The organism is Brevibacillus aydinogluensis (assembly GCF_961514395.1).
Classification (GTDB): Bacteria; Bacillota; Bacilli; order Brevibacillales; family Brevibacillaceae; genus Brevibacillus; species Brevibacillus aydinogluensis.
Genome location: NZ_OY569118.1, coordinates 1,428,013 through 1,454,131, shown reverse-complemented (window position 1 = coordinate 1,454,131; position 26,119 = coordinate 1,428,013). Strand labels below are relative to the sequence as shown.

General features: G+C 59.5%; 24 protein-coding genes. 3 read left to right on the top strand and 21 right to left on the bottom strand.

The window, feature by feature from the left end:
* Window positions 1-72: 72 nt before the first annotated feature.
* From recG to Q7F15_RS07105, 6 genes are all read right to left on the bottom strand, one after another.
* The gene (recG, locus tag Q7F15_RS07130) at window positions 73-2,127 is read right to left on the bottom strand and encodes an ATP-dependent DNA helicase RecG (RefSeq protein WP_304415303.1); all 2,055 of its coding nucleotides are present in this window, start codon (window positions 2,125-2,127) and stop codon (window positions 73-75) included.
* Window positions 2,124-3,011 carry an L-serine ammonia-lyase, iron-sulfur-dependent, subunit alpha gene (gene sdaAA, locus Q7F15_RS07125; RefSeq protein ID WP_212131887.1) on the bottom strand — a complete coding sequence of 296 codons (888 nt, stop codon included), beginning with the start codon at window positions 3,009-3,011 and terminating at the stop codon, window positions 2,124-2,126. Before sdaAA ends, recG begins: the two co-directional genes overlap by 4 nt.
* A 30-nt stretch (window positions 3,012-3,041) precedes the next feature.
* Window positions 3,042-3,707: an L-serine ammonia-lyase, iron-sulfur-dependent subunit beta gene (gene sdaAB / locus Q7F15_RS07120; protein ID WP_171564274.1), complete on the bottom strand. Its 666-nt coding sequence runs from the start codon at window positions 3,705-3,707 to the stop codon at window positions 3,042-3,044.
* A gap of 131 nt (window positions 3,708-3,838) precedes the next feature.
* Window positions 3,839-4,693, bottom strand: coding sequence for a DegV family protein (locus Q7F15_RS07115; protein WP_171564275.1), 855 nt, complete (start codon window positions 4,691-4,693; stop codon window positions 3,839-3,841).
* 36 nt (window positions 4,694-4,729) lie between these two features.
* A complete protein-coding gene (locus tag Q7F15_RS07110; protein WP_304415302.1) occupies window positions 4,730-6,424 on the bottom strand; it encodes a DAK2 domain-containing protein in 1,695 nt (564 codons plus the stop codon).
* Window positions 6,425-6,437: 13 nt separating this feature from the next.
* Window positions 6,438-6,803: an Asp23/Gls24 family envelope stress response protein gene (locus Q7F15_RS07105; RefSeq protein ID WP_171564277.1), complete on the bottom strand. Its 366-nt coding sequence runs from the start codon at window positions 6,801-6,803 to the stop codon at window positions 6,438-6,440.
* Between the two features lie 245 nt (window positions 6,804-7,048).
* On the opposite strand from Q7F15_RS07105, the gene rpmB reads away from it, so the two are divergent.
* Window positions 7,049-7,237: a 50S ribosomal protein L28 gene (rpmB, locus tag Q7F15_RS07100; protein ID WP_081656570.1), complete on the top strand. Its 189-nt coding sequence runs from the start codon at window positions 7,049-7,051 to the stop codon at window positions 7,235-7,237.
* Window positions 7,238-7,486: 249 nt separating this feature from the next.
* Here rpmB and spoVM read toward each other — a convergent pair whose 3' ends face one another.
* From spoVM to Q7F15_RS07075, 5 genes are all read right to left on the bottom strand, one after another.
* The gene (gene spoVM, locus Q7F15_RS07095; protein ID WP_035286689.1) at window positions 7,487-7,570 is read right to left on the bottom strand and encodes a stage V sporulation protein SpoVM; all 84 of its coding nucleotides are present in this window, start codon (window positions 7,568-7,570) and stop codon (window positions 7,487-7,489) included.
* 442 nt (window positions 7,571-8,012) lie between these two features.
* Window positions 8,013-8,579: an energy-coupled thiamine transporter ThiT gene (thiT, locus tag Q7F15_RS07090; RefSeq protein ID WP_230077136.1), complete on the bottom strand. Its 567-nt coding sequence runs from the start codon at window positions 8,577-8,579 to the stop codon at window positions 8,013-8,015.
* A gap of 216 nt (window positions 8,580-8,795) precedes the next feature.
* Window positions 8,796-9,518 (bottom strand): amino acid ABC transporter ATP-binding protein, encoded by a 723-nt coding sequence (locus tag Q7F15_RS07085; protein WP_171564280.1) that lies wholly within the window; start codon window positions 9,516-9,518, stop codon window positions 8,796-8,798.
* A complete protein-coding gene (locus tag Q7F15_RS07080; RefSeq protein ID WP_212131884.1) occupies window positions 9,511-10,167 on the bottom strand; it encodes an amino acid ABC transporter permease in 657 nt (218 codons plus the stop codon). The genes Q7F15_RS07085 and Q7F15_RS07080 overlap by 8 nt, the downstream gene beginning before the upstream one ends.
* A 30-nt stretch (window positions 10,168-10,197) precedes the next feature.
* Window positions 10,198-11,004 (bottom strand): transporter substrate-binding domain-containing protein, encoded by an 807-nt coding sequence (locus Q7F15_RS07075; RefSeq protein ID WP_216369219.1) that lies wholly within the window; start codon window positions 11,002-11,004, stop codon window positions 10,198-10,200.
* Window positions 11,005-11,508: 504 nt separating this feature from the next.
* Between Q7F15_RS07075 and Q7F15_RS07070 the strand changes: the two genes are divergently transcribed.
* Window positions 11,509-12,438 (top strand): M20 family metallopeptidase, encoded by a 930-nt coding sequence (locus Q7F15_RS07070; protein WP_304415301.1) that lies wholly within the window; start codon window positions 11,509-11,511, stop codon window positions 12,436-12,438.
* 190 nt (window positions 12,439-12,628) lie between these two features.
* A complete protein-coding gene (locus Q7F15_RS07065) occupies window positions 12,629-13,987 on the top strand; it encodes a TrkH family potassium uptake protein (RefSeq protein ID WP_212131882.1) in 1,359 nt (452 codons plus the stop codon).
* Between the two features lie 54 nt (window positions 13,988-14,041).
* On the opposite strand, the gene rpe is transcribed toward Q7F15_RS07065, so the two are convergent.
* From rpe to coaBC, 10 genes are all read right to left on the bottom strand, one after another.
* The gene (rpe, locus tag Q7F15_RS07060) at window positions 14,042-14,689 is read right to left on the bottom strand and encodes a ribulose-phosphate 3-epimerase (RefSeq protein ID WP_304415300.1); all 648 of its coding nucleotides are present in this window, start codon (window positions 14,687-14,689) and stop codon (window positions 14,042-14,044) included.
* A complete protein-coding gene (rsgA, locus tag Q7F15_RS07055; protein WP_212131881.1) occupies window positions 14,683-15,573 on the bottom strand; it encodes a ribosome small subunit-dependent GTPase A in 891 nt (296 codons plus the stop codon). The genes rpe and rsgA overlap by 7 nt, the downstream gene beginning before the upstream one ends.
* A gap of 18 nt (window positions 15,574-15,591) precedes the next feature.
* Window positions 15,592-17,541 (bottom strand): Stk1 family PASTA domain-containing Ser/Thr kinase, encoded by a 1,950-nt coding sequence (gene pknB / locus Q7F15_RS07050; protein WP_171564285.1) that lies wholly within the window; start codon window positions 17,539-17,541, stop codon window positions 15,592-15,594.
* A gap of 5 nt (window positions 17,542-17,546) precedes the next feature.
* Entirely contained in the window at window positions 17,547-18,308 is a 762-nt protein-coding gene (locus Q7F15_RS07045) for a Stp1/IreP family PP2C-type Ser/Thr phosphatase (protein WP_212131880.1), read from the bottom strand.
* A 4-nt stretch (window positions 18,309-18,312) separates the two neighbouring features.
* Entirely contained in the window at window positions 18,313-19,383 is a 1,071-nt protein-coding gene (gene rlmN / locus Q7F15_RS07040) for a dual-specificity RNA methyltransferase RlmN (protein WP_212131879.1), read from the bottom strand.
* Between the two features lie 198 nt (window positions 19,384-19,581).
* Complete coding sequence (gene rsmB, locus Q7F15_RS07035; protein ID WP_212131878.1) at window positions 19,582-20,928, bottom strand: 16S rRNA (cytosine(967)-C(5))-methyltransferase RsmB; 1,347 nt, start codon at window positions 20,926-20,928, stop codon at window positions 19,582-19,584.
* A 3-nt stretch (window positions 20,929-20,931) separates the two neighbouring features.
* Window positions 20,932-21,882: a methionyl-tRNA formyltransferase gene (gene fmt / locus Q7F15_RS07030; RefSeq protein ID WP_212131877.1), complete on the bottom strand. Its 951-nt coding sequence runs from the start codon at window positions 21,880-21,882 to the stop codon at window positions 20,932-20,934.
* 6 nt (window positions 21,883-21,888) lie between these two features.
* Window positions 21,889-22,365, bottom strand: coding sequence for a peptide deformylase (gene def / locus Q7F15_RS07025; protein WP_212131876.1), 477 nt, complete (start codon window positions 22,363-22,365; stop codon window positions 21,889-21,891).
* A gap of 15 nt (window positions 22,366-22,380) precedes the next feature.
* Window positions 22,381-24,810 (bottom strand): primosomal protein N', encoded by a 2,430-nt coding sequence (gene priA / locus Q7F15_RS07020; protein ID WP_304415299.1) that lies wholly within the window; start codon window positions 24,808-24,810, stop codon window positions 22,381-22,383.
* On the bottom strand, window positions 24,807-26,042 hold the full coding sequence (gene coaBC / locus Q7F15_RS07015; protein WP_171564292.1) for a bifunctional phosphopantothenoylcysteine decarboxylase/phosphopantothenate--cysteine ligase CoaBC: 1,236 nt from the start codon (window positions 26,040-26,042) through the stop codon (window positions 24,807-24,809). Before coaBC ends, priA begins: the two co-directional genes overlap by 4 nt.
* Between the last annotated feature and the right edge of the window lie 77 nt (window positions 26,043-26,119).

The following is a 26,119-nucleotide window of genomic DNA, read 5'->3' as shown; positions in this document are numbered from 1 at the left end:
CTGGACAGCCACGGGCCAATTGCACAACCCACCTGTCCGTTTGCAGGTGGGTTGTTGCTGCAAGGCTCTGATTTAATCGAACACGATTCCATCCAGCACGCCCTCGCGCTTCAAGTAGCCGCGCAGCCACGCGTACCGGTCGTCCTGCCAGAACTGCTCGTCCTCCACCAGGCGAGCCGTTTCCTGACGGGCCACTTCCAGCGCCTTGTAGTCGCTCAACAGATCGGCCACCTTGAATTCCGGCAAGCCGCTCTGTTTGGTACCGAAAAAGTCGCCGGGGCCGCGCAGTTCCAAGTCGCGCCGGGACAGCTCAAAGCCGTCCGTGGTTTCGCACATGACGCGCATCCGCTCTTTGCCGATCTCCGACTTGGGATCGGCGATCAGGACGCAGTAGGACTGCTCGGAGCCGCGGCCGACACGTCCGCGAAGCTGGTGCAGTTGAGCGAGGCCAAAGCGCTCCGCGTCGTAGACGACCATAAAGGTGGCGTTGGGTACGTTTACCCCTACCTCCACCACTGTCGTGGAGACAAGCACAGCGTACTCACCGGCGAGAAACGCCTGCATCACGGCGTCTTTTTCCTTTGCCGGCAGGCGGCCGTGCATCAGGCCGATGCGGTATTCGGGAAAATACTGCGTGAGTTGGGCGTGAACGTCAATCGCGTTTTGCACGTCCAGCTTTTCCGATTCTTCGATCAGCGGGCAGATCACGTACGCCTGCCGTCCCTTGCGCAGCTCGCTGCGCATCTGTTCCAGCACGAGGTGAAACTGCTCGTGCTTGCGCCAGGTGGTTTCGATCGGCTTGCGGCCGGCCGGCATCTGGTCGATCGTGGAGACGTCCATATCGCCAAAGGCCGTGATCGCCAGGGTCCGCGGGATGGGCGTGGCGGTCATGAAGAGCACATCCGGGGACAAGCCCTTGCTGCGCAGGATACGCCGCTGCTCCACGCCGAAGCGGTGCTGCTCGTCGGTGATGACCAGCCCCAGGTTGCGGAAAAAGACGTCTTCCTGAATCAACGCGTGCGTGCCCACGATTACGTCGATCAAGCCCATCTGCAAGGCGGAAATCACATCACGCCGCCGCCTGGTCCCAAGCGAACCGGACAATAGCGCCACCTGGATGCCGTGCGGAGAAAGCAGGCTCGTGAGCGACTGCAGATGCTGCTCGGCGAGAATCTCCGTCGGCACCATCAGCGCTCCCTGATACCCCGCCTTGACAGCGGCAAACAAGGCGATGGCGGCCACCACCGTTTTCCCCGAGCCGACATCTCCCTGCAACAGCCGATTCATCGCGTAGGGGGAGCGCATGTCAGCAAGAATCTCCCGGACGACCCGCTTCTGTGCATCGGTCAGCGAAAACGGCAGTGAGGCGACAAACTGGCGCACGTCGTCAATCGGCACGTCCAGCGCCCTGCCCTCCGTCTGCTGTCGGGTGATGCGCCGCAGCGCCTGCATTTTCAACTGAAATAAAAAAAGTTCTTCAAACATGATCCGACGACGCGCTTGCCGTCCGTCCTCCGCACTCCTCGGAAAGTGGATCGCGTGAAACGCCTCTGCGCGCGGCATGAGACGGTAGCGGGCGACGATGTCGGCGGGCAGAATCTCGGGAATCTCGGTCCCGTACTGCTTCAGCGCCTGCTGGATCGCCCTGCGCAGGAGCGAATGCGTGACGTCGCCGCCAAGCGGGTAGATTGGTGCCAGCTCGCCCCGCTTTTGCGCCCGGTCGGAATCCGCCTCTGTCATTTCGCTCACCGTGATCTGCAGCTTGTGCCTGTCCCATTTGCCGGTAACAAGAATCTCCTTTCCGGGAGACAGTCGTTTTTTGACAAACGTTTGGTTGAACCAGACCGCAGTCACCACCACTTTGTCGATGACCAGTTTGACAGCGATGCGAGACTTTCGCTTGCCGTAAAAACGAACAGAGGGTTCGCCGTACACCGTCCCCTGCAGCGTCACCCTCTCCCCGTCCTTTGCTTCTGTCACGTCGCGCACGCGGTAATCTTCATAGCGGGAAGGGAAATACTCCAGCAGGTCACCCACGCTGTGTATGCCCAATCCGGCCAGTGCTTTTGCCCGTTCCTCGCCTACCCCGTGCAGAAGCGAGACGGGCGTTTGATACACATCCGTCATTTTGCATCCAACCGCACACCGAAAATCTTGGCTTCGATTTGCCGGCCCGTTTGAGTGGCAGCCAGACCGCCCTGCGCCGTCTCCTTCAGCGCAGTCGGCATGGAACAGCCGATGCGGTACATCGCTTCGATCACCTCATCCGTGGGTACGACGCTCTTGATCCCGGCCAATGCCATGTCCGCCGCCACAGTCGCGATGGCTGCTCCCATCGCATTGCGCTTGACACAGGGAACCTCCACCAGTCCGGCCACGGGGTCACACACCAGACCGAGCATGTTTTTGAGCGCGATCGCGACAGCCTGAGCCGACTGCTCCGGTGTGCCGCCCGCCATTTCCACGATTGCTGCCGCCGCCATCGCCGTTGCCGATCCTACCTCTGCCTGGCAGCCGCCGGCGGCACCGGAGATGAAAGCGTTGTTGGCGATGCAGTAGCCGATCGCGCCTGCCGTAAACAGGAAATTGACCATTTCTTCGCGGCTCGGCTTCAGTCGGTCAGAGACGGCAAACAGCGTTCCCGGCACAATCCCGCACGCCCCAGCGGTCGGCGTCGCCACGATCGTGCCCATCGCCGCGTTTACTTCGTTTACGGCCACCGACATCGACACCGCATTCAAAAGCGTCGGGCCGGAAAGAAACGGCTTGGTTTTCATGTATTCCTGCAGCTTCTTGGCGTCGCCGCCGGTCAACCCGCTGTGGGAGCGGATATCTTCTGTCAAGCCGCGCCGCACTGCCTTTTCCATCACGTCCAGATTGGTGTACATGTCGTGCATGATCTCTTCCCGGCTGCGCTGGGAGACTTCCATTTCCGCCTCGATCATCACCTGGGAGATCTTTTTCCCTTGGGTTTCCGCCAATTCCACTAGTTCGGCCACGTTGCGAAACATGTTGTTGGGTTCACTCCTCTTCATCCTGCTTCAGCCAAGCGAAAGCAGGGAAACGTCTAAGATGTGGGGAATCTGCCTGATCTCGTCCAGCACCTGTGGCGATACCACCGCGTCGGTTTCGATCGCCATCAGGGCGCGCGAGCCGCGGTCGTGCCGGGAGACTTCCATATGGCCCACGTTGATGCGGTGCTGCGTCAGCACCCTGGCCACACCGGCAATCATGCCGAAACGATCCTCATGGAGCACCATCAAGGTCGGGGTGTCAAAGCCAAGCTGAAAAGAAAAGCCATTAATCTCCGAGACTTCGATTTTACCGCCGCCGATGGAAACGCCGACTACTTCGATTTCCTGATCGTCGTCGGCCAACCGGATGCGGGAGGTGTTGGGATGGCCGGTCAGCTCGTCGGACGTCTTCAGCTGTACGTCGACGCCCATGTCTTTGGCGATGCGAAGCGAGTCCTTCAGACGCAGGTCGGACGTCTCGAAGTCGAGAATGCCGGCTACCGTAGCCACGTCTGAGCCGTGTCCCTTGTACGTCTTGGCAAACGAGCCGTAAAAGGTGATCTCTGCCCGCTTCGGCTGCCGGCCGAACAGCCTCCGGGCCACTCGGCCGATGCGCGCCGCGCCGGCTGTATGGGAACTTGATGGCCCGACCATGATCGGACCGATGATGTCAAACACGCTTTTGTATTTCACCCGGTTCTCCTCCTGAATGGCAAGGGGTCACATATGCAAGCTACACTCTCATTGTATCGTACCACTTTTGAAAGCGCTACATAAATGAAAAGTGAAAAACCTCCCTGTATCGTTCAGGGAGGCTGTCACCTTTACGCTTTTATCATCATGACGCCTAACAGACCCGGTCCCGCGTGCGTGCCGACGATCGGGCCGATTTGCTGCAGGTAGGCTTCGGCCACGTTGAACTCCTGCTTGACCCGCGCCAACAGGTCCGCCGCATCGTCGGGAATCGCACTGTGCAGTACGGCCATCTTGACCGGATCGTCGCCCGCGTACTCCTTCAGCGCCTCCAAGACGCGTGCCAGCGCCTTTTTCGTTCCCCTCACCTTGTCGAACGGAGCGACGTATCCCGCCTCGTCCAGCGTGAGGATTGGCTTGATGTTTAACAGCGAGCCGATCAGCGCCGACGCCTTGCCGATCCGGCCGCCTTTTTGCAGGTACTCCAACGTGTCAACGATGAAGTAGACCCGGACTTCATGTAAAAAGTGATCGATCATGTCCAGGATCTGCTGCTTGGTCTTCCCTTCCCGGGCCGCCCGAGCCGCTTCCACGCAGATCATGCCGTAGACAAACGACGCCTTGCGGGAATCGATCACCGTGATGTCCACCTGTTCCTCCAGCATCGACCGGGCAATCAGCGCGGACTGGTACGTGCCGGACATTGCGCCGGACAGCATGATGGCGATAATCTGGACGTCTTTGCCGTGCTGGTCGATGATCGCCCTGTACGCCTCCGCGAAATCGAGCGGCGACGGCTGCGATGTGGTCGGCAGCGTCTCGGACTGTTTCAGCTTATCGTAAAAAGCGGAAGCGGTAATGGTGACCCCGTCCGTGTAGGTCTCCTCGCCAAACATCACCTTGAGCGGCACGGACACGATCCCGAGAGACTCGCGCAGCGATTGATCGATGTCCGATGCACTGTCGGTCAAAATCACAATAGACATGTTGCGCAAAACTCCTCTCACAGCACACGGCTGCGCTTATTCCACGGAAAAGATGAACGGATAGAGCGGCTGGCCGCCGGCGAGGATTTCCACTTCCACGTCCGGATGTGCTTCAGCCAGCACCTCCTGAAGTGCTTCAGCCTGCTCCTCCTCAACTCCTTCGCCCAGAAAAATGGTGACGATGCCCGTCTCTTCGTCAACGAGACAGTTCAAAAGCGCCTTGGCGCTCTCCAGCAGATCGGTGCCGGCGGTGACGATTTCCTTTTCGGCGATGCCGATAAAATCGCCTTCCTTGATCTCCACATCGCCCATCCGGGTGTCGCGCACGGCGCGCGTGACCAGCCCGGTCTTGACCTGGCCGATGGCGGCCGTCATCGCCTGGGTGTTGGTTTCCAGGTCTGCTCCCGCGTTGAACGCCACCAGTGCGGCCATCCCTTGGGGAATGCTCTTGCTCGGAATCACGGTCACCGGCTTATCCGCCAGCGCGGCAGCCTGCTGGGCGGCCATGACGATATTGCTGTTGTTTGGCAGGATGATCACCTGCTTGGCGTCCAATCCTTCCACTGCCTTGACGAAGTCTTCCGTGCTGGGGTTCATCGTCTGACCGCCTTCGACCACGACATGAACGCCCATGCTGCGGTATATCTCGGCAATACCGTCTCCGGCGGCGACGGCAATCAGACCGTAAGGAAGCGGTTCCATTGGCTGGGCTTTCGCCTCACTCCCCTTTTTCTCCTCTTCACGGAGGATGTTGGCGTGCTGTTCCCGCATGTTTTCGATCTTGATCCGATGCAGGCTGCCAAACTGCTGGGCGTACTCCAGCACGCTGCCCGGGTGTTCGGCGTGTATATGTACCTTGACCAGTTCGTCGTCAGAGATGACCAGCAAGGAATCGCCCATCTGGTCCAGATGATGGCGAAAAACCGTTTCCGAAAACGGCTTTTTGTTTGGTTCCGTGCTGTTGACCAGCCGGATCATGAACTCCGTGCAATAGCCGTAGGTGATGTCCTCTGTTTTCAGGTGCACCTGCGCGCTGTGCTGCTCGTGCACCAGTTCGTCCAGATCGACCTTGGCTGCGGATTGCTTCGCCTCTGCCGCACGCTCGTCCGACGTCTCGCCGCGCAGGGCGCGAAGGAATCCCTCGTAAACAAACAGCAGCCCTTGTCCCCCCGAGTCGACAACTCCTACTTCCTTTAGTACCGGCAGCATGTCCGGTGTGCGCAGCAGTGCAGCCTGCGCCTGTTCGTAGGTCTTTTCCATGACCACCAATACGTCGTCTGTGGCGCGCGCCGTGTAAACGGCTTTCTCCGCTGCCTCGCGGGCAACGGTCAAAATGGTCCCTTCCACCGGCTTCATGACTGCCTGATAGGCGGAATCAACCCCGGCTTTCAACGCCTCGGCGAATTGTCGGGCGCTGATCACGTCCTTACCGCTGACCGCTTTGCTGAATCCGCGGAACAGCTGGGACAGAATGACCCCGGAGTTCCCCCGAGCGCCCATCAAAAGCCCTCTCGCCAGAGCGGCGGCCGCCTCTCCGATCGACACCGATTCCCGGCGCGACAGTTCCTCCACTCCTGACATGAGTGTCAAATTCATGTTAGTCCCCGTATCGCCGTCCGGCACCGGAAAGACGTTTAATCCATCCACCACTTTGGCGTTGCTTGACAGCAGCCTGGCCCCGAAATGAACCATCCGGCTAAACAGCACGCCATCGAGACGCGTATGTACCAACTGATGTTCCTCCTTACGTATCCCTGTCTGTACGTACTCCCTGTACATAGATATTTATCGCAGCCAAATCGACGCCAACCAACTGTTCCAGCGTGTACCGTACGCGCCGCTGCACGTTCCCGGCCACTTCGGAAATCTTCACGCCGTAGCTGACGATGATATGCATGTCCAATACCACTTCACCGTTCTGGTTGTGGACAACGACGCCCTTGCTCAGATTGTCCCGCCCCAACAGTTCGGCAATACCATCTTTCAGCGCCTTCCGGGAAGCCATGCCGACGAGGCCGAACACTTCCATGGCGGCGCCCCCGGCAATCCGCGCAATCACTTCTTCTGCAACGTTCACTTTCCCCAGAGGTGTGCTCAATTCCACTGTCATGCAAGGACTCCTCCTTTTAACGGCGTCACCGTTCTAGTCAGGCACGTATTACCATGCTCTTCCCAATTCTACACCATGAAAAGCGAGAAATGAAGCGTTTTGACGGACACTCCGGGGAAAAGCGGAAAACGGGCATTTCCATGTCAAGTATTGCAATTGACAGGGGGGTGTGCTACTATAAGCAAGTGTTTGTATTTCTCACACCGGGTATCCCGTTTATATGCAGCTAAGGGAGGTGGATCGCAATGGCACGTCGTTGCTTTGTAACTGGCAAGTCTGGCAAAGCTGGAAACGCTCGCTCCCACTCCATGCGTGCTACTCGCCGCAAATGGGGTGTTAACGTTCAAAAAGTGCGCATTCTCGTAGATGGTAAACCGAAGCGCGTTTACGTCAGCACCCGAGCGCTGAAATCCGGTCTCGTTACCCGCGTGTAACGCGATTCGAGACAACGCGAAAAAAAGCACCCGCGAGGTGCTTTTTTGCATTTTCCCTGCTGTTTTTCCTTCCCCTGAACACGGGGCGCTGCCTGCTCGCGCCTCGATCGCTTTGCGAAACATCCCGGAAACGGCTGACGTACCGCCACGCGCGCCCGCTTCCGGTCTCCCCTGCATGAGAACAGCTTCCCCGGGAAGACCGGCTTCTTCCGAGGGCGGGATCAGATGTTGTGCACAGCGATGCCGCCGTCACTTTTTCCGGTTGAACGCCTCAATGACGGCGCGAATCATGCCACCCAAGAACTTCGGCAACTTGATGGTGTAAAACCGCATGCGTACCCCTCCTTACCGAAATTACTTCACGTGATACAGATACCAGCCAGCTCCCACGAGGCCCAATCCCAACAGGGTATACCAAACCCACGGAGGTGCCGTGTACAGAAAAATGGTGATCCCTCCGACAGCCAACGCAACCCCGAGAACACGTCGCAAGGCGCCCCCCTGTCGCAGGCGAAAGGAGCGCAATCCCATTTACTGCCGCACCTCCTTCAGGTGTATTGTTCAAACGTGCATATTACATTATATTCCACCGCGGGGCAAACATGCGTCTCCCGGTGTCGACTAATAAAAAATTCAGGCAACGTGCTGCTGCCTGAATACCATATGCGGATGGCTCCGCTGATATGACCCCATTTTCCCCGTAGACGAGAAAATGGGTGCGGCACGCCGCCTGCCGAGACGGCAGCCGCCCCCTGTCTGAATCTTTTGCGTCCCGCTACGCGATGCGCTTCCGTCCCCCAGCCGAGAACAGCAGGTGCGGCGCGCTGGTCAGCACCACCGTCAGCACGATGCCGGCAATGATCATTTCCGGCAGCAAGTAGGTGATGTTGTAGACGAACGAGTAGAGCGCGACCGGCATCCCCTCCGGCGCGTATTGACCGAACCAGACGACGCCGGAGATAAAGTGGCAGACAAACCGTCCGACCACGCCGACGAACAGGGCGCTCCACAGCACCGCAATCCGTCGCGACGTCCCCTGCAGACCGGACAGCGGGATCATGCCGGACAGTCCCAGGGCGGCAAACGCCAGCGGGTAGTCGAGCAGCACCTGAATGGGCGCAACAATCGTGCCCCCCAGCAGCAGCTGCAGCAGCCCGACGATCAAACCGGTGACCACGCCCGGCAGAATTCCACGCCGCACCGCGATGAGGGCGATCGGCACCATCACCAGGGAGACGGACCCTCCCTGCGGCATTTCAAACACCTTGATTTCGCTGAACACAACCGCAAGCGCTGCCATCATTGCCATTTCCAGCATGACGAGCAGTCGTTGTCGAGCCATGCGCATTCACTCCTTTACCCGAAATACCAATGATAAGAACGACAGCCAAAGAGCGGCTGTGCTCATTCTAACGGAAGCTGTCCTGTCTGTCAAAATGAAGAGAAAAAAAGCCGCGGAACTATCCGCGGCTTCATTCCTTGCCTCATGGTGTGCCCTGCTGCGTTGCCCGCAAGCGATGGCAATGTCGTATACACGATTTTGCTCAGGACTGCGTCCTCACAGCATTTTTTCCAAAAACTGTTTGGCCCGCTCGCTGCGCGGACTGGTGAAAAACTCCTCCGGCGGCGCCTCCTCCACCAGCCGTCCCCCGTCGAGGAAACAGATACGGTCGGCCACTTCCCGGGCGAAGTTCATCTCGTGCGTGACGATCGCCATCGTCATGCCGGACTCTGCCAACCCTTTCATAACCTCCAGCACCTCCTTGACCATCTCCGGGTCGAGTGCCGAGGTAGGTTCGTCAAACAGCATGATCTCCGGCTCCATTGCCAGTGACCGGGCGATGGCCACGCGCTGCTTCTGCCCGCCGGACAGCCGCGCCGGAAAGACGTCGGCCTTGTCGGAGAGGCCGACGCGGGCCAGCAGTTCCCGGGCCTTGGCTTCGGCTGCCTCCTTGGTCACGCCCTTCACCTTGACCGGCGCGTACGTCAGGTTGTCCAGCACGGTCATGTGCGGGAAGAGGTAAAAGTGCTGAAACACCATGCCGATTTTTTGCCGAATCTTCATCACGTCCGCTTTGGGGGCGGTAATCTCGTCCCCGTCGATGAAGATGCTGCCCTTTGTCGGGGTCTCCAGCAGATTGATGCAGCGCAGCAGCGTCGATTTCCCCGACCCTGACGGACCGATGATCGCCACCACGTCGCCGCGGCCGATCTCGGTGGAGATGTCGTGCAGGACGTCAAGCGATCCGAACGACTTGCTTACGTTTTGAATCTTAATCACTGCGTCTGAGCCTCCTCTCCAGACCGTGCGCAAGCCAGGTGAGCAGCATGACCATTACGTAGTACAGCGCACCGGCAATCAGGTACGGCTCGAAGTAGCGGAAGATTGTTCCCTTCACAATGTTGGCGTTCTGCATGATATCGGCCAGCCCGATCGTGGAGACCAGCGCCGATTCCTTCAACAACGCGATCGTTTCGTTCACCAGGGCAGGCAGGATGTTTTTCAGCGCCTGCGGCAGAATGATGTCGATCATCATCTGCCGGTACGGCACGCCAAGCGCCTTGGCAGCCTCCCACTGCCCCTTGTCGACAGCCATAATCCCTGCGCGGATCGTCTCTGAAATGTACGCGCCGGAGTTGAGCGTAAAGGTGAGCACGGCTGCCTCGAACTTCGAAATGTTATAGCCGAATATCTGCGGTGTCGCAAAATAGACGAACGTCAACTGCAAAATCAGCGGCGTGCCGCGAAACACCGAGGTGTAGGCGACCGCCAGCCATTTTAGTATGCGAACGTTGGAAATCTTGATCAGCGCCAGAATCGAGCCCCAAATAAACCCCAGCACCACCGCGAGGAGCGTTACCTGTAAGGTGACCTTTACCCCGTTCAAGATAAACGGGATATAGGGCACAATCTGTTGAAAATCAAACATGCCCGTTTTCTACTCCTTGTCAGGGCCCGGTTATTGGCCGAACCACTTCTTGATCAGCTTGTCCATCTCACCGTTTTCCTGCATTTGTTTAAGCACCTTGTTGAAATCCTCCACGTACGGAGAACCTTTCGGGAAGGCCACCGCAGAACCGTTGTTTTCGGCTTCATTTATCGTGGTGAACTGGAGTCCCGGATTGGCGTCGATGTAGCCTTTGGCCACGGTGTCCTCCAGGATCGCAGCATCGACGCGGCCCGTTTTCACCTCTTCGACGATTTCGCCGGTCTTGTTCAGCGAGACAATTTCCATTCCCTGAATTGTCTTGGCCAGTTCCTTTGCCGCTTCTTCCTGGATGGAACCGGTCTGCACGGCCACTTTTTTGCCTGCCAGCTGCTCCGGCTTGGTCAGTTTGCTCTCTTGCTTGGCGACAATCGTGTTCTTGGCGTCGTAGTAGATGATGGAAAAGTCCACGTTTTTCTGCCGTTCCGGCGTCGGCGTCATGCCCGCCATGACGAAGTCGGCGCGGTTGCTTTGCAGAGCGGGAATCAACCCGTCAAAGTTCATGTCGACGATTTGCACCTCGTAGCCCAGCTCTTTGGCGATGTGCTTGGCGATGTCAATGTCAAAGCCGACGATCTCATCCTGGCCGCTGGACAGGTCGTGGAATTCATACGGCTTGTAGTCGGCCGAGGTAGCCATGATCAGCGTTTTTCCTTCACCGGAGGAAGCTTGTCCGGCCGGCTGTTCCCCTGCAGGCTGTGCGCCGGTGCCACATCCAGCCAGTACCGTTACCGCCAGCAGCGTGGAGACGGCGAGCGAAAACAAGGACGTCTTTTTCATTGATATACCCCCTAGATATGATGTGAGTAAAGTACCTTCGCTTGCCATAAATCGTTGGCTGCGGAAGTGCAAGCTGCCGGCTGCTTCTCCGACAACTTATATTTATTCATCATAATGCTTATTTTAATCATTACCGAAACAATTTCAACTAAATTTTATTTATCAGACAACAACAGGCAGCGTGATACCGCATTGCGCCGCGGTCGGACGTCCCGCCGCTTTTCTTGAAAAAGCCGCCCGCTCTGGCACAATTCTTCCCTGCGATGTATCATGCAGGTGGAAACTGTTGCGAGGAGGGCGTGTATGAACAGGAATTGGACTGAATATTTTCGACGGCTGCTGCCGGATGTGCTGGAAGAACTGCGCACCTACGTGGAAATGGAGTCGCCCACGCACGACTAGGCGGCGGTCGACAAGCTCGGGGCATACATCTCGGACCGTTTTCGCAAGCTGGGCTGCCGCGTTGAGGCGATTCCGCAGCGCGAATACGGCAGCCAACTGCGTGTGGAATACGGAAGCGGCCGCGAGCAGGTGCTCGTGCTCGGCCATTATGACACGGTCAAGGAGATCGGCACACTCAGCCGGGAGCCGTGGCGCATCGAGGATGGCAAAGCGTGGGGCCCTGGTACGTACGACATGAAGGCGGGCATCGTGTTCGGCTATTTTGCCCTGCGCGCGATCATTGAAGAACACCTGCCGCTGGAAAGCAAACTGGTCTTTTTCTGGAACACGGATGAAGAGGTCGGCAGCCCGTCATCGGAGGCGCTGATCAAAGAGGAAGCGAAGCGGAGCAAATGCGTGCTGGTGCTGGAGCCTGCGGCGGGAGACGGGTCGTTGAAAACCAGCCGCAAAGGCGGCGGCAATTTCGTATTGAGGGCAAAAGGACGGGCGGCCCACGCCGGCAACGACCACGCCTCAGGCGTCAACGCCATCGCCGAGTTGGCTCATCACGTCCTTACCGTCCAGTCCTGGACCGATTACACCGCGGGCACCACGCTGTCTGTAGGCACGATCAAGGGCGGGATTGCCTCCAATGTCGTACCGGACTGTGCGGAAGCGGTCGTGGACGTACGCGTCAGCACGTCGATGGAAGCGGAACGAATCAGCCGACTGATGCGTTCGCTTTCCCCCGTCTTGCCCGGCGCCGAATTGGACGTAGAGGGGAGCATCAGCAAACTGCCGATGGAACGGACCAGCGAGACGGAACGCCTCTTTCTTCACGCCCGTTCGTTGGCTGCCCTGGAGGGTCTGGACCTGACCGAGACCGGCGTCGGCGGCACCAGCGACGGCAATGTGGCGGCAGCGGTCGGCACGCCCGTGCTGGACGGACTGGGACCTGTCGGCGACGGCGCCCACGCCCCTCACGAACACATCGTAATTGATGCGATTCCGCAGCGGATCGCGCTGCTGCTGCGCTTGTTCACCACCTTGTAATGACCGCCTGACTTACGGGATCTCAGCCAGTCATTGGCAATTTTTCTGCTCGTCAGCGACAGAAGGGGTGTGATCCGGCACGGCAGGGGCGGGACGAAATCATCGCTGCCCCCGCCCTCTTTTGGGCATTGCGATCCGCCATTCCATTCGCTATGATAGTCCGTATGATGTTTTACGGGAGGCAGTTGCTTTGGCTGTGACCGACAAACGACGTCGCTTTAGTTCCGTACAAATTATCGTATCCTTTTACCTGAGTGCCGTGCTGATTTCCACCCTGCTGTTGATGCTGCCGATCTTTCACCAGCCGGGTGCCCGGCTTACGTTTCTCGACTCGCTGTTTACTGCGTCAAGTGCCATCAGCGTGACGGGCCTGACGGTGATCGCGATTCACGAGGTGTTTAATCAGTGGGGGCTTCTCCTGCTCACGCTGCTTTTTCAGATCGGCGGCATTGGCATCATGACGCTGGGAACGTTTTTCTGGCTGGTTCTGCGGCAGCGAATCGGGCTGGAACAGCGCAAATGGATCGCGACCGACCACAACCGCCCTACGCTTGCCGGACTCGTTTCCCTGATGCGCAGCATCCTCCTGCTCGCCATCTTCATCGAGCTGGCTGGAACCATCATGCTGGGCAGCTACTTCCTGGCGGCAGGGTACCACGCCGATTGGTATACGGCCTATTTTCACGGTTTTTTTGCGTCGGTCAGCGCCTTCACCAACGCCGGGTTTGACATCTACGGAAACTCGCTGATCGGCTTTTCCCACGACTACGTATTCCAGCTGATCCACATGGTCTTGATGGTGCTGGGGGCGATCGGCTTTCCCGTGCTGGTCGAGGTAAAGGACTACATCGCGCATCGGCGGCTCAACCGGCGGTTTACCTTTTCGCTGTTTACCAAGATCACCACGCTGACGTACCTGATCCTGAGCGTGGCGGGCGCCCTGTTTTTCCTGCTGTTTGAATGGGACGGATTCCTGGCGCACAAAAGCTGGGACGAATCGCTCTTTTTTGCGCTGTTTCAATCGCTGTCCACACGCAGCGCCGGTCTGACGACGATGGATGTCAGCGTGCTGTCCACACCCACACTGGTCATGCTGTCTGCCCTGATGTTCATCGGGGCCTCTCCCAACAGTGTGGGGGGCGGGATTCGGACGACCACGTTTTTTGTCATGATCGCCACGGTCATCGCCTACATGCGCGGTCGGAAAGACGTCAAGGTGTTTGGCCGGGAGCTGGAGGAAGACGACATCATGCGCTCCTTCCTCGTCTTCTTTGTGGCCGTCAGCCTGGTCTTTGCCGCAATCGTCCTGCTCGTCTGGATCGAGGGGCAGCCCATCCAGCAGGTCTTCTTTGAAGTGTGCTCGGCGTTCGGAACGACGGGGATGTCCATGGGGATTACATCCGAACTGAGCACGTCCGGCAGGGTGATTCTGATCATCACGATGTTAATCGGCCGGATCGGAATCATCAGCCTGCTGCTCCTGCTGAAAAAGGACGAGCGGCAGATTCGCTACCATTATCCAAAAGAACGGGTAATCATTGGCCAGTAGCCAACAACGTCAAAAGCCATCCTCACAAAGAGGATGGCTTTTTGCTGTTGTGGGTCAGCCGCGAATCGCCGCGATGGCTTGTGCGCGGTCCGACTGATTGAAGACGGCGCTTCCGGCGACGAGCACCGTGGCCCCTGCTTCCTCACAGAGGCGGGCTGTCTGCGCGTTGACACCGCCGTCTACTTCAATTTCAACATGATTCAGTCCGCGCTCGTCGAGCATCCGGCGCAGTTCTTTGATTTTCGGCACGACGCTGTGAATGAACTTCTGGCCGCCAAAACCGGGGTTGACGGTCATCAGCAGCACCATATCCAGATCTTCCAGCACCGATTCGATGGTCACCAGCGGGGTGGCCGGGTTGAGCACAACCCCTGCCTTTACCCCCTGTTCCTTGATCAGGTACAGCGTGCGGTGCAGATGGCGACATGCCTCCTGGTGAACAGTGATCCAGTCCGCGCCGCTCTTGGCAAACTGCGGAATATAGCGGTCCGGCTCTTCAATCATCAGATGCACGTCCAGCGGCAGCTTGGTCACGGGGCGAATCGCCTCCACGATCAGCGGTCCGATCGTGATGTTGGGAACAAAGCGGCCGTCCATCACGTCGACGTGAATCCAGTCGGCGCCGCCCCGTTCGACGTCCCGAATCTCTTCGCCCAGGCGGGCAAAGTCAGCGGACAGAATAGAGGGTGCAATTTTTACCATGGCTTGTTCCTCCGTTGGTATTCTTTCAGTTCCTCGCGAAATTGCTTGTAGTGCTGGTAGCGCTCGGTGTCCAGTTCACCCGCATCTAGTGCCGCGAGGACGGCGCAGCCGGGTTCGCTTACGTGCAGACAGCCGCGAAACTTGCACGAGGCACTGAGTTCGCCAAAGTCGCGGAAAGCCTCCGCCAGGTCGAGCTCGTCGATGCCGATAAACTCCAGGGAACTGAAACCTGGGGTGTCCGCCACATACCCCCCGCCAGGCAGCGGAATCAGCTCCACGTGGCGGGTCGTATGCCGGCCGCGCCCCAGTTTCTGGCTGACGTCGCCAGTCTGCAGGCTGATGCCGGGAAACAAGGCGTTGATCAGCGAGGATTTGCCCACGCCCGACTGGCCGGCAAAGACGGAGATGGAGTCGCGCAGCGCTTCGCGGAGCGCCTCGACACCGCGCATGTCCACGGTGGACGTGGGGATGACGCGGTAGCCGATCTTCTCGTATTTGCGCACGACCGCTTCCACGTCGTCGTCCGCCGCGATGTCCGATTTGGACAGCACGATCACCGCATCGATCCCGGCGTGCTCCGTATGCACGAGAAACTTATCCAGCAAAAACGGGCTAAACGCCGGCTCTGCCATGGAAAAGACGAGCACAGCCTGATCGACGTTGGCAATGGGCGGGCGAACCAGCTCGCTCGTCCGTTCGCCCACTTCCATCACGTACCCCTCGCTGTCGCTGATGACGTCGTACACGACCCAGTCGCCGACGAGCGGATGTACTTTCGCCCCTTTTTTCTTGAACAGTCCCCGGGCCCGGCACTGGTAGACGCGATCCCCGTCGGCCACGTAGTAGAATCCGCTTAATGCTTTCACGATCCGTCCTTCTGGCATCCATGTCCCCCCAACTGCTTATGGCACACTGTCGTAGGTGATGGTGATTTTCTGATAATCCGGTATTCCGTTGCGGTACACTCGGATTACAGCGTTTTTCTGCGGCGACAGCACTACCGGCACGTCATAACCCTTGCTCTCGGTGATCTTCTCATCGATGACAATCTGATTGTCGCCGCGCGCGTCGTTCACCGTAATCCTGACCGACACTTCGCCCTCGCCGTCCAGCACTTCCATGTAGATCGGCTGGGAGGCGAACCGGGCTTCCGCCGGATATTGACCGTTGCTGACGATCAGCGGAATCGCCGTACCCTTTGTCACCCGGGTATTCGGCTCGTACGGCGAAGGCATGCCGATGACAATGCCCTGTTTGTCCGTATAGGCCGGTTCATACCTGATGTTTTGCTGGTCGACCAGAAGTCCCTTCTTGAACAGCTCGATCTGGGCCTGTTCCAGGTTATAGCCGCGCACGTCCGGAATGGTTACCTGCGGCGGTCCCGAGCTGATCTCCACCCGCACGTCCGTCTTGTTGGGAACGACCTTCTCGCCCGCCGCCGGGGACTGGTCGATCACATGGCCGGCCGGCACCTTGTCGTCCTCTTTTTCCACAAAGGTATTGTCCGTAATGGCAAACCCTTTATCCCTCAAAGCCTTTTCCGCATCCTCCCGGCTAAGGTTGGCGAGATTGGGCATCTCTACGGCTTCCTGTCCTTTGCTGACGTAAATCGTCACAATGCCGTTTTCCTTTAACCGCATCGGCGGCGCCGGGTCCTGCCGGATCACGATGTCCTTCTCGACGCTGTCGTTCTCCTCGTAGACCACCTTGGGAACCAGTTTGAACTCGCGGATGCGCTCCTCTGCCAGTGTGCGGTGCGTCCCCTCCACGTGCGGCACCTGCACTTCGGGCACAGACGGGAAGAGGTTTACCACCAGGTTGAACCCGAGAAAGGCCAGAACCATGAACAAGCCGATTGCCCCGACCCACATCGCTGGTTTGACCCACCATCGGCGCGGCTGCGGGCTTTCCTCCTCCTGCTGCCCGGCCTGCCCCTGACGTCCCTGGGCTTCCAGCATCTCCGGTGTAATGGCCGGATACACCTTCGTCTGCTCGTCGTCTACCGGGAACTGAATCTTCTCCTCGTTAAGCCGCTCCGGCAGAAGGCAGGTCTTCAGGTCCTCCATCATTTCCCGTGCGGAAGCGTAGCGCATTTGCGGGTCCTTGACCAGCGCTTTGAGAATTACGTTTTCCACGCTTTGCGGAATGTTCGGATTGACCTGACGCGGTTCGGGCAGGGGTTCCTGCAAATGCTTCAAAGCGACGGAAATCGGTGAATCGCCGGAAAACGGCAGTTGGCCGGTAACCATTTCGTAGAGCACAATGCCCAGTGAGTAAATGTCCGACTTTTCCGCCGTCACGCCACCGCGCGCCTGCTCCGGCGAAAAGTAGTGGACCGAACCGAGCACGGCGTTGGTGTGCGTGATGGTGGTGGACGTCACCGCACGGGCGATGCCAAAGTCGGTCACCTTCACCCGTCCGTTTTTCCCGATCAGAATGTTGTGCGGCTTAATATCGCGGTGGATGATCTGGTTTTGGTGGGCGTGGTCCAGCGCGTCGCAAATTTCCGCAGCAATCCGCACGGCCTCTTCCACCGGAAGCGCTCCGTGGCGGTTGATCAGATCTTTCAGCGTCGAGCCTTCCACGTACTCCATCACCATGTAGTGGGTGTCCCCGTCCTGTCCCACGTCGTACACGCCGACCACATTGGGGTGAGACAAGCTGGCTACGGCCTGCGCTTCCCGCCGGAAACGGGTGACGAAATCTTCGTCCGTTCCGAACTGTGACCGCAGCACTTTCACCGCTACCTGACGGTTCAGGACCAGATCCTTCGCCTTGTATACAATAGCCATTCCACCCCCGCCGATGCGGGCTTCCAGTTGGTATCGTCCCCCCAGTCGTTGACCTTCCATCTCGCTCACCCCTCTCTATTGCCGGTGACGGGCTTGGGTTTGTTGCGAACGGCTACCAATGTGATGTTGTCCTCGCCGCCAGCGTCCAGCGCGTGTTCGACCAGACCGTCCACCTGTGCCTGCAGCGATACGGGACGCTTCAACCACTCCACCATCACCGAATGATCTACTTTGTTGCTCAACCCGTCAGAGCACAGCAACACCACGTCGCCCTCCGACCAGTTGAACTGCCCCAGATCGATGCGCACATCCGGCTCGGTGCCGAGGGCGCGCATCAACACGTTGCGCTGAGGGTGAACCGAGGCTTCCTCGGCGGTGATTTGGCCGCTTTTCATCAGTTCGTGCACGAGCGAGTGGTCTTCCGTCTTCAACTGCAGACCATCCGCGTTGAAATGATACAGGCGGCTGTCGCCGATGTGCGCCGTCACGCCTCCAGTCTCTCCCAACAGCGCGGCCACGATCGTCGTCCCCATGCCGCTGCACTCCGGATGCTGCTGGGCGTATTGGTACACTTCCTCGTTGGCCATGAGGAGCGCGTCCATCAAGCGCTCGCGAGCGTCTTCATCGCTCAGTTCGCCGTCCAGATGACGCAGTTCTTTTACAATTCGCTCAACGGCGAGACGGCTGGCAATATCTCCAGCCTGGTGGCCGCCCATGCCGTCGGCGACCACGGCCAGCACGCGCCCGTTCAGGTCGGCGATGCAGGCAAAGTAGTCCTCGTTGACCTGACGGACGCGGCCGACATGTGATTTCATCGCAATTTCCATGAGATCACCCCGCGGTTTCCTTTGCGTATTGAGCCCGGAGCTGGCCGCATGCAGCTGCAATGTCGCTGCCGTGCTCGCGGCGGATCGTCACATTGATCCCTCGCTCCTCCAAAATGCGTTTGAAGCGGAAGATTTCGTTGCGCGGGGTACGCACGTAATCGCGTTCCGGCACGTAGTTGACCGGGATCAGGTTGACGTGGCAGAGCATGTCGCCGATCAGGTCGGCCAGTTCTTCCGCGTGCTCGGGCTGGTCGTTTTTCCCTCCGAACAAACCGTACTCAAAACTGATGCGGCGGCCTGTCTTGGCAATGTAGTAGCGGCAGGCCTCCAGCAGTTTCTCCAGCGGAAAGCCCCGGTTGATCGGCATGAGCTTGGAGCGCAGTTCCGTATTCGGGGCATGCAGGGAGATTGCCAGATTCACCTGACCTCCCTTGTCCGCAAATTCGTAGATCTTGGGCACGATGCCGCTGGTTGATACGGTGATGTGACGGGCCCCGATGTTCAGTCCGCGGTTGTCGTTGATAATCCGCAGGAAGGCGATCAGGTTGTCAAAATTCTCGAATGGCTCGCCAATGCCCATGACGACGACGTGGCTGGCGCGCTCTCCTTCTTCGTCCAGCTTCCGCTGGGCCATCAGCACCTGGGCGACGATCTCGCCGGCGTCCAGATTGCGCTTCAGACCGCCCAGAGTGGAGGCGCAAAACGTACAGCCGATGCGGCAGCCCACCTGAGTGGTGACGCAGACGCTGTTGCCGTAGTTGTGCCGCATGATCACCGTCTCGATCGCATGGCCGTCCACCAGTTGGAACAGGAACTTGACGGTACCGTCCTGTGACACCTGGCGCGTAATTTCTTGCAGCGGATCGATGCGGAAGGTTTCGCTCAGCTTTTGCCGCAGATCTTTGGACAGGTTGGTCATCTCGTCAAACGAGCGGACACGCTTGACGTACAGCCAGTCAAAAATCTGCTGGGCGCGAAACGCCTTGTCTCCCGCCTCGACGAGCCACGTTTTCAACTCGTCCTGGGTCAGGCTGTAAATGAGCGGTTTTTCGCCCGTATACGATGAAAATGGCATTTTATGTTCACATCCTCAAGTAGTCGCATAGCGAGAAATCATCATTGTATCATTGTACCTTGCATTGCGCGCCGCATCAAACAGGAAATGAGGCCAACCGCGCAAGATGCGTCGCTTTTCCTAGTGTAAACCAAACGGCAAGGACGCAAACAACAGCAAAGGAGCGACATCCGCTGACGGAGTGCCACCCCTTTTCCGCTACCTTTTTCGTTTCAGACGGGCGATAAAAAATCCGTCGCTGTCAAAGTGATGCGGCAACACCTGCACGTATCCCGCATGGCCATCCAGCTTTTCCCGCGCCGCCTCCGGCAGGTCCTGTGCCAGCGCTTCGTCGAGCGCGAATTCCGGATGCTCGGCCACAAACCGGCGCACCACCGACTGGTTTTCCTCCGGTTCGATCGTGCAGGTGCTGTACACCAAAAGACCGCCTGGCGCCAGCATTCCTGCCACCCGTTCCAGCAGCCGGTACTGCAGGTCGGCGATCGCCGCCACGTCGTCCGGGGTTTTGTTCCACTTCAGGTCGGGCTTGCGCCGGATTACGCCAAATCCGGAACACGGCGCGTCCAGGAGTATCCGGTCGAACGCGCCCAGCCCCCTGTCCGGCAAATCAAGCGCGTCGCTCGTGATCGGCGTAATGATCGAGATGCCCAGCCTGTCGGCGTTTTCCGCAATCAACTCCCGCTTGTGCGGATGGACGTCGCTCGCCACGATCTCGCCTTTGTTTTGCATCAGCTCTGCCAGATGCGTCGTCTTTCCGCCCGGAGCGGCGCAGGCATCCAGCACCCGCATGCCCGGCTGGACGGCCAGCGCCGGCGCGACGAGCATGGAGCTTTCATCCTGCACGGTGAAATAGCCTTCGCTGAACCAGCGGGTCCCCGCCGCATGCCCGCCGGGAAACAGGATACCGTGCGGGCTGAGCGGAGACGGGGCAGCGTCCGGATACTCCTCACGCAGCCGCTCCAACAGTTCGTCCCGCGTCAGTTTCAGCGTATTGACGCGAACGGATGCATGTGGGGGGCGGTTGTTGCTCGCACAGATGGCGCGCGTCGCTGCTTCACCGTACGCCGCGATCCAGCGGCGCACCAGCCATTCCGGGTGAGACTCTTCGACCGCCAGCCGGCGCGCAGCGTCTCCCTCCGGCAGGCGCTCCCACACGTCAGGCTGCCGCAGCACGTTGCGCAGCACGCCGTTTACCATTGACGCGATCCCCTGGTGCCCTCTCCGCTTGGCGATCTCCACTGCTTCGTGCACTGCAGCCCGCGCCGGTATCCGGTCCAGGTAGCGAATCTGGTACAGGCTGAGCCGCAGCAGGTTGCGCACCCAAAGCTGCAGCTTTTTGCCGCGGACAAAGTGGGCGAGCACCTCGTCCAGCGTCAGCCGCCGCTGAATCGTGCCGTAAACCAGCTCCGTCACCAATCCGGCATCGGGGGCGCGCAGCTCCCCGCGCTCCAGGACGTGCTTCAACTCCAGATTGCTGTACGACTTGTGTTGCTCCACCCTGTTCAAGACGTCCAGGGCGATTTCGCGCGCTCCCTTGTGTGCCACGTGCTATTCTCCTACCTTTGTGCCGATTTCAATGCCGCTGCCGGCGCCGCGCAAAAAGTCGCGCGCGCTCATCCGTTTCTTTCCTTCCGGCTGCAGTTCCGTAATCTTTACCGCGCCGCTGCCGCAGGCCACGATCAGCCCGTCCTCTTCCCGGGCGACAATCGTGCCGGGCTTAGCCAACTGACCGTCCTCCGCCTGCATCTCCACCCACCAGAGCTTCCACACCTTTCCGCCATAGGTGGTAAAGGCGACAGGCCAGGGGTTGAGGCCGCGCACCTGGTTGTACACCTGCCGCGCATCCCGGCTCCAGTCGACCCGCTCATCCTCCCGTTTGAGCGTAGGCGCATACGTCGCAGCCTCGTGATCCTGCGGCTCAGGCACAATTTCTCCAGCCAACAGCTTCGGCACGGTTTCCACCAACAATTTGGCGCCGGACGCCGCCAGCTTGTCAAACAGCGTGCCGGCCGTATCCCGTTCGTCAATTGGCACGACCACGCGTGAGAGCATGTCACCCGCGTCCAGTGCCTCCACCATGTACATGATCGTCACGCCCGACTCGGTTTCGCCTTCCATGATCGCTTTGTGGATCGGCGCGCCGCCCCGGTACTTGGGCAAAAGCGAGGCGTGCACGTTAATGCAACCGTAGCGGGGCGCATCCAGCAAACGTTTCGGCAAAATCTGGCCGTACGCCGCTGTGACGATCAGATCGGGCTCCAGCGCAAGCACCTCTGCCAGCGCCTCTTCAGCCTTGATCTTCTCCGGCTGCAGCACCGGGATGCCGATGCGCAGCGCCGCTTCCTTTACCGGCGGCGGGGTCAGCACCCGCTTGCGCCCCACAGGCCGGTCAGGCTGCGTTACGGCAGCGACCACCTGGTACCCTTTCGCCGCCAGCGCCTCCAGGCTGGGGACGGCAAAGTCGGGCGTTCCCATAAACAGTATGCGCACGTCTTTCAAAACGGTTTATTCCCCTTCCTCTTCCTGGCTGATCGGATAGACCCGGTCGGCGATATCGATGAACAGGATGCCGTTGAGATGGTCGATTTCGTGCTGGGCGCAGCGGGACAAGAGGTCGTCTGCTTCCAATTCAAACACGTTGCCGTACCGGTCCTGTCCTCTGAGTTTGATCCATTTGTGACGGCGCACATCGCCGCGCAGACCGGGGATGCTGAGACAACCTTCCGGGTAGTCAAACTGCTCCCCTTCATAGGCGATAATCTCCGGATTGACCACCTCGATCAGGCCTTCCCCGCAGTCCATGACGATGACGCGCTTCGAGACGCCCACCTGGGGCGCTGCCAGGCCGACACCGTCTGCGTCGTACATGGTCTCCGCCATGTCGTCCAGCAGCTTGTGCAGGTTGGCGTTGAATTTGGTGACCACTGCCGCTTTTTCCCGCAGGATCGGATCTGGGTGTTTGACGATTGTGCGAATAGCCATTGGTTGTTATCCTCCCTAAAGCAGTACGTGCGGATCGACGTCGATCGTCATCAGCACCTTCTGCTGTTTGTTCCCTTCTTCAAAAACGTCCACGGCCTGGGCCAACAGGTCAGACAGCCGAGGTTCATCCCGATATTTTAACATGATCTGGAACCGAAATCTATCCTTGATGCGCGGAATTGGCGACGCCACCGGCCCCAGCAGAATCGTCGTCTCCGCCAGCCGCGGCCGGAGAAAATCAGCCACGCTGTGAGCCGCCCGGATGACCACAGGCACCTCTTCATGCGAAAAGGTAATCAGCACCAGCCGGTAGTACGGCGGATAGCCGGTCCGTCTGCGCTGCATCATCTCCTCGCGGTAAAACGACGGGTAGTCGTGCCGGGTGGCATGAACGATGCTGTAGTGCTCCGGCGTGTAGGTCTGGATGATGACATCACCTTCCAGTTCGTGCCGACCGGCCCGTCCGCCCACCTGGGTCAGCAGTTGGAAGGTCTTTTCCGCCGCACGGAAATCGGGCAGATGCAGCGACGTGTCCGCTGCGATGACGCCGACCAGCGTCACGCGGGGAAAATCAAGCCCCTTGGCGATCATTTGCGTGCCCAGCAGCACGTCCCCCTGCCCGGTGCGAAACTTGTGCAGAAGCTCCTCGTGCGCCCCTTTGCGGGAGGTGGTGTCCACGTCCATGCGGATGACGCGGATGCCCGGGAACAGCCGGGCCAGCTCCGCCTCCACTTTTTGTGTGCCCGTCCCGAAAAAGCGGATGTGCTCGCTTTGGCACTCCGGGCAGCGGGCGGGCTGAACGATCGTGTAGCCGCAGTAGTGGCAGCGAGCGGTATGGTTGGTCTTGTGGTACGTCAGCGAAATGTCGCAGTGCACGCAGCGGAGCGTATAGCCGCAGGTGCGGCACATGACAAAGGTGGAAAAGCCGCGTCGGTTCAAAAACAGCACCATCTGCTCCTGTTTGGCCAATCTGTCGCCGATCATTTCGTACAGCAGACGGCTGAACATCGAACGGTTCATCGCGCGCAGTTCTTCCCGCATGTCGACGACGTGAACGCGCGGCAGCGGCCGGCTGCCGACCCGCTCCGGCATCTCCAGGAGCGTGTACCGGCCGCGCGCAGCCAACGCGTACGTCTCCAGGGAAGGTGTGGCACTGCCCATCACCACTACGGAGTTGTTTTCCCGCGCTCGCCACAGCGCCACCTCCCGCGCATGGTAGCGCGGCGTCTCCTCCTGTTTGTAGGAACTTTCGTGCTCTTCGTCGATCACGATCAATCCGACGTTTTGAAACGGGGCAAAGACGGCCGATCGCGCCCCCACCACTACCTTCACCTCTCGGCGGAGAATCTTGCGCCACTCGTCGTACCGCTCCCCTTGGGAAAGCGCGCTGTGCAGAACGGCCACGTCGGCGCCGAACCGCGCCTTGAACCGTTCCACCATCTGCGGCGTCAAGCTGATCTCGGGAACGAGAAAAATCGCCTCCCGTCCCGCGGCCAGCGTCCGTTCGATTGCTTCCAGGTATACTTCGGTCTTGCCGCTGCCGGTCACCCCGTGCAGCAAAAACGCCCCGTACTCGCCCGCAGCAATCTGACCGCCGATCGGCTTTAGTGCCGCCTCCTGCTGCGGAGTAAAGGACGGCTTTTCACCGCCGGCAAAGCGGCGCTGCGCATACGGGTCGCGGTAAACCTCCACCTGCTCGATCGCGACCCAGCCCCGCTGCTCCAGACTTTTCAACGGAGAGCGGGTAATGCCCAGCTCTTCTCGCAGCGTCTGCACGGAAAACGACTGCCCCTCGTGCGCGGCAAACAGCTCCAGCACCCGCCGCATCTGCTCCGCCCGCTTCGGCAGGGAATCAATCGCGGAAGTCAGTTCAGCTCCCTCCAGCAGGCAGCGGACAAACGACTGCTGTTTGCGGGTGATCCGGTCCCTCACCTGGTAGTCCGTCTCCAAAAGACCGCTTGCAATCCACCCGGGTACCAGCATCGCCTCGTCGGGAAAGCGCTTTTCCGCCTCGGCAAGCGGCAGCTGCCGTTTTCGGTACACGTCCCACAGCAGGGCGGACTGTCCGCAAGCCGTCTCATCTAAAAGATCGGTGGCCTTTAGCCACTTTTCCGATCGGCCCTTCAGCACGGCGGGAATCATCGCCTGCATCGCCGTCACCCACGGACACAAATACTGGCGGGACATCCACTCGCCCAGGCGGATCAATTCAGGGGTCAACGGCGGCGTATCGTCCAGCACCTGTTCCACATCCCGAAGCCGTCCGGTCCCTTCCTCCGGCTGGTCGGTGACGTCCACTACATACCCCTGCAGCTTCCGGGGGCCAAACGGCACGACAACGCGGCTGCCGACCTGCACCAGCGGTCTCAGCCAGGGCGGTATCCGGTAGTCAAACGGACGATTGGTCCGGTTGACCGGCACGTCCACCACGACGCGGGCAATCATAGCGCGTCAGACAGCGGCCGGTGCGCCATTTTGGCCAGGATCGCGTCGAACAGTTTGTCCGCCACGTCCCGCTTGCTCATCTTTTCCAGCGCTGCCTGCTCCCCTTCCCGCGTCAGCAGCGTGACGATGTTGGTGTCACTGCCCATACCCGCGCCTTCCATCAACACGTCATTGGCCACGATCATGTCCAGGTTTTTTCGCTCCAGCTTGGACTTCGCGTGGACCAGCACGTCCTGCGTCTCAGCTGCAAAGCCAACCACGTATTGGTCCGTCTTCCTCCGGCCCACTTCCTGCAGGATGTCCGGCGCCTTTTCCAGCTCCAGCACCAGCGGACCGTCTCCTTTTTTCATCTTATGCGCATGGACCGTCTTCGGCCGGTAGTCGGACACCGCCGCCGACTTGATCACGATGTCGGATTCCGGCAGATGCCGCATGACCGCGTCGTACATCTCCTGCACCGATTCCACCGGGACAAACTCGACACCAGCCGGCTTGGGCAGCGACGTCGGGCCGCTGATCAGCACCACGTCTGCCCCTCTGTCCCGCGCCGCTTCCGCAATGGCATATCCCATCTTGCCGGAGGCGTGGTTGGTGATGTAACGGACCGGGTCGATTTTTTCCCGCGTCGGCCCTGCCGTCACCAACACGCGTTTGCCGGCGAGGTCGCGGTGAGTCTCCTGCTGTTCGGAAAAAAAGCGGATGACCGCTTCGACGATCTCTTCCGGTTCGGCCAACCGCCCTTTGCCGATCCAACCGCATGCCAGCAAGCCTTCACCCGGCTCGACGAAGCGACAGCCGTACTCCGCCAGCCGCTGCATGTTGGCCGTCACCGCAGGATGGCCGTACATGTTGACGTTCATCGCCGGCGCCAGCATCACCGGCGCTTTGGTGGCGAGAACGGTCGTCGTCAGCATGTCGTCGGCGATGCCGTTGGCCAGTTTGCCGATGACGTTGGCCGTCGCGGGGGCGATCAGCACCAGATCGGCCCGATCGGCCAATTGGATGTGGCTGATCACCGCGGGGTCCGGCTCCTGGAACATGTCGGTGTACACCTGCTGGTGGGAAAGCGCCTGAAAGGTGAGCGGCTGCACAAACTGCATGGCGCTCGCTGTCAGGATGACGTGTACCTGCGCACCCGCCTGGGTCAGCTTGCTGGTCAGCGCCGCCGCCTTGTACGCGGCGATACCTCCCGATACGCCCAGCACGATTTGTTTTCCTTGCAGAGGAAGCATGTTTGGGTGTCCTCCCTTTTTAGTCAGTCTGCCCAACGGCAAGACCGGCGTGGTTGTGTCCATCACGACGAAAGACC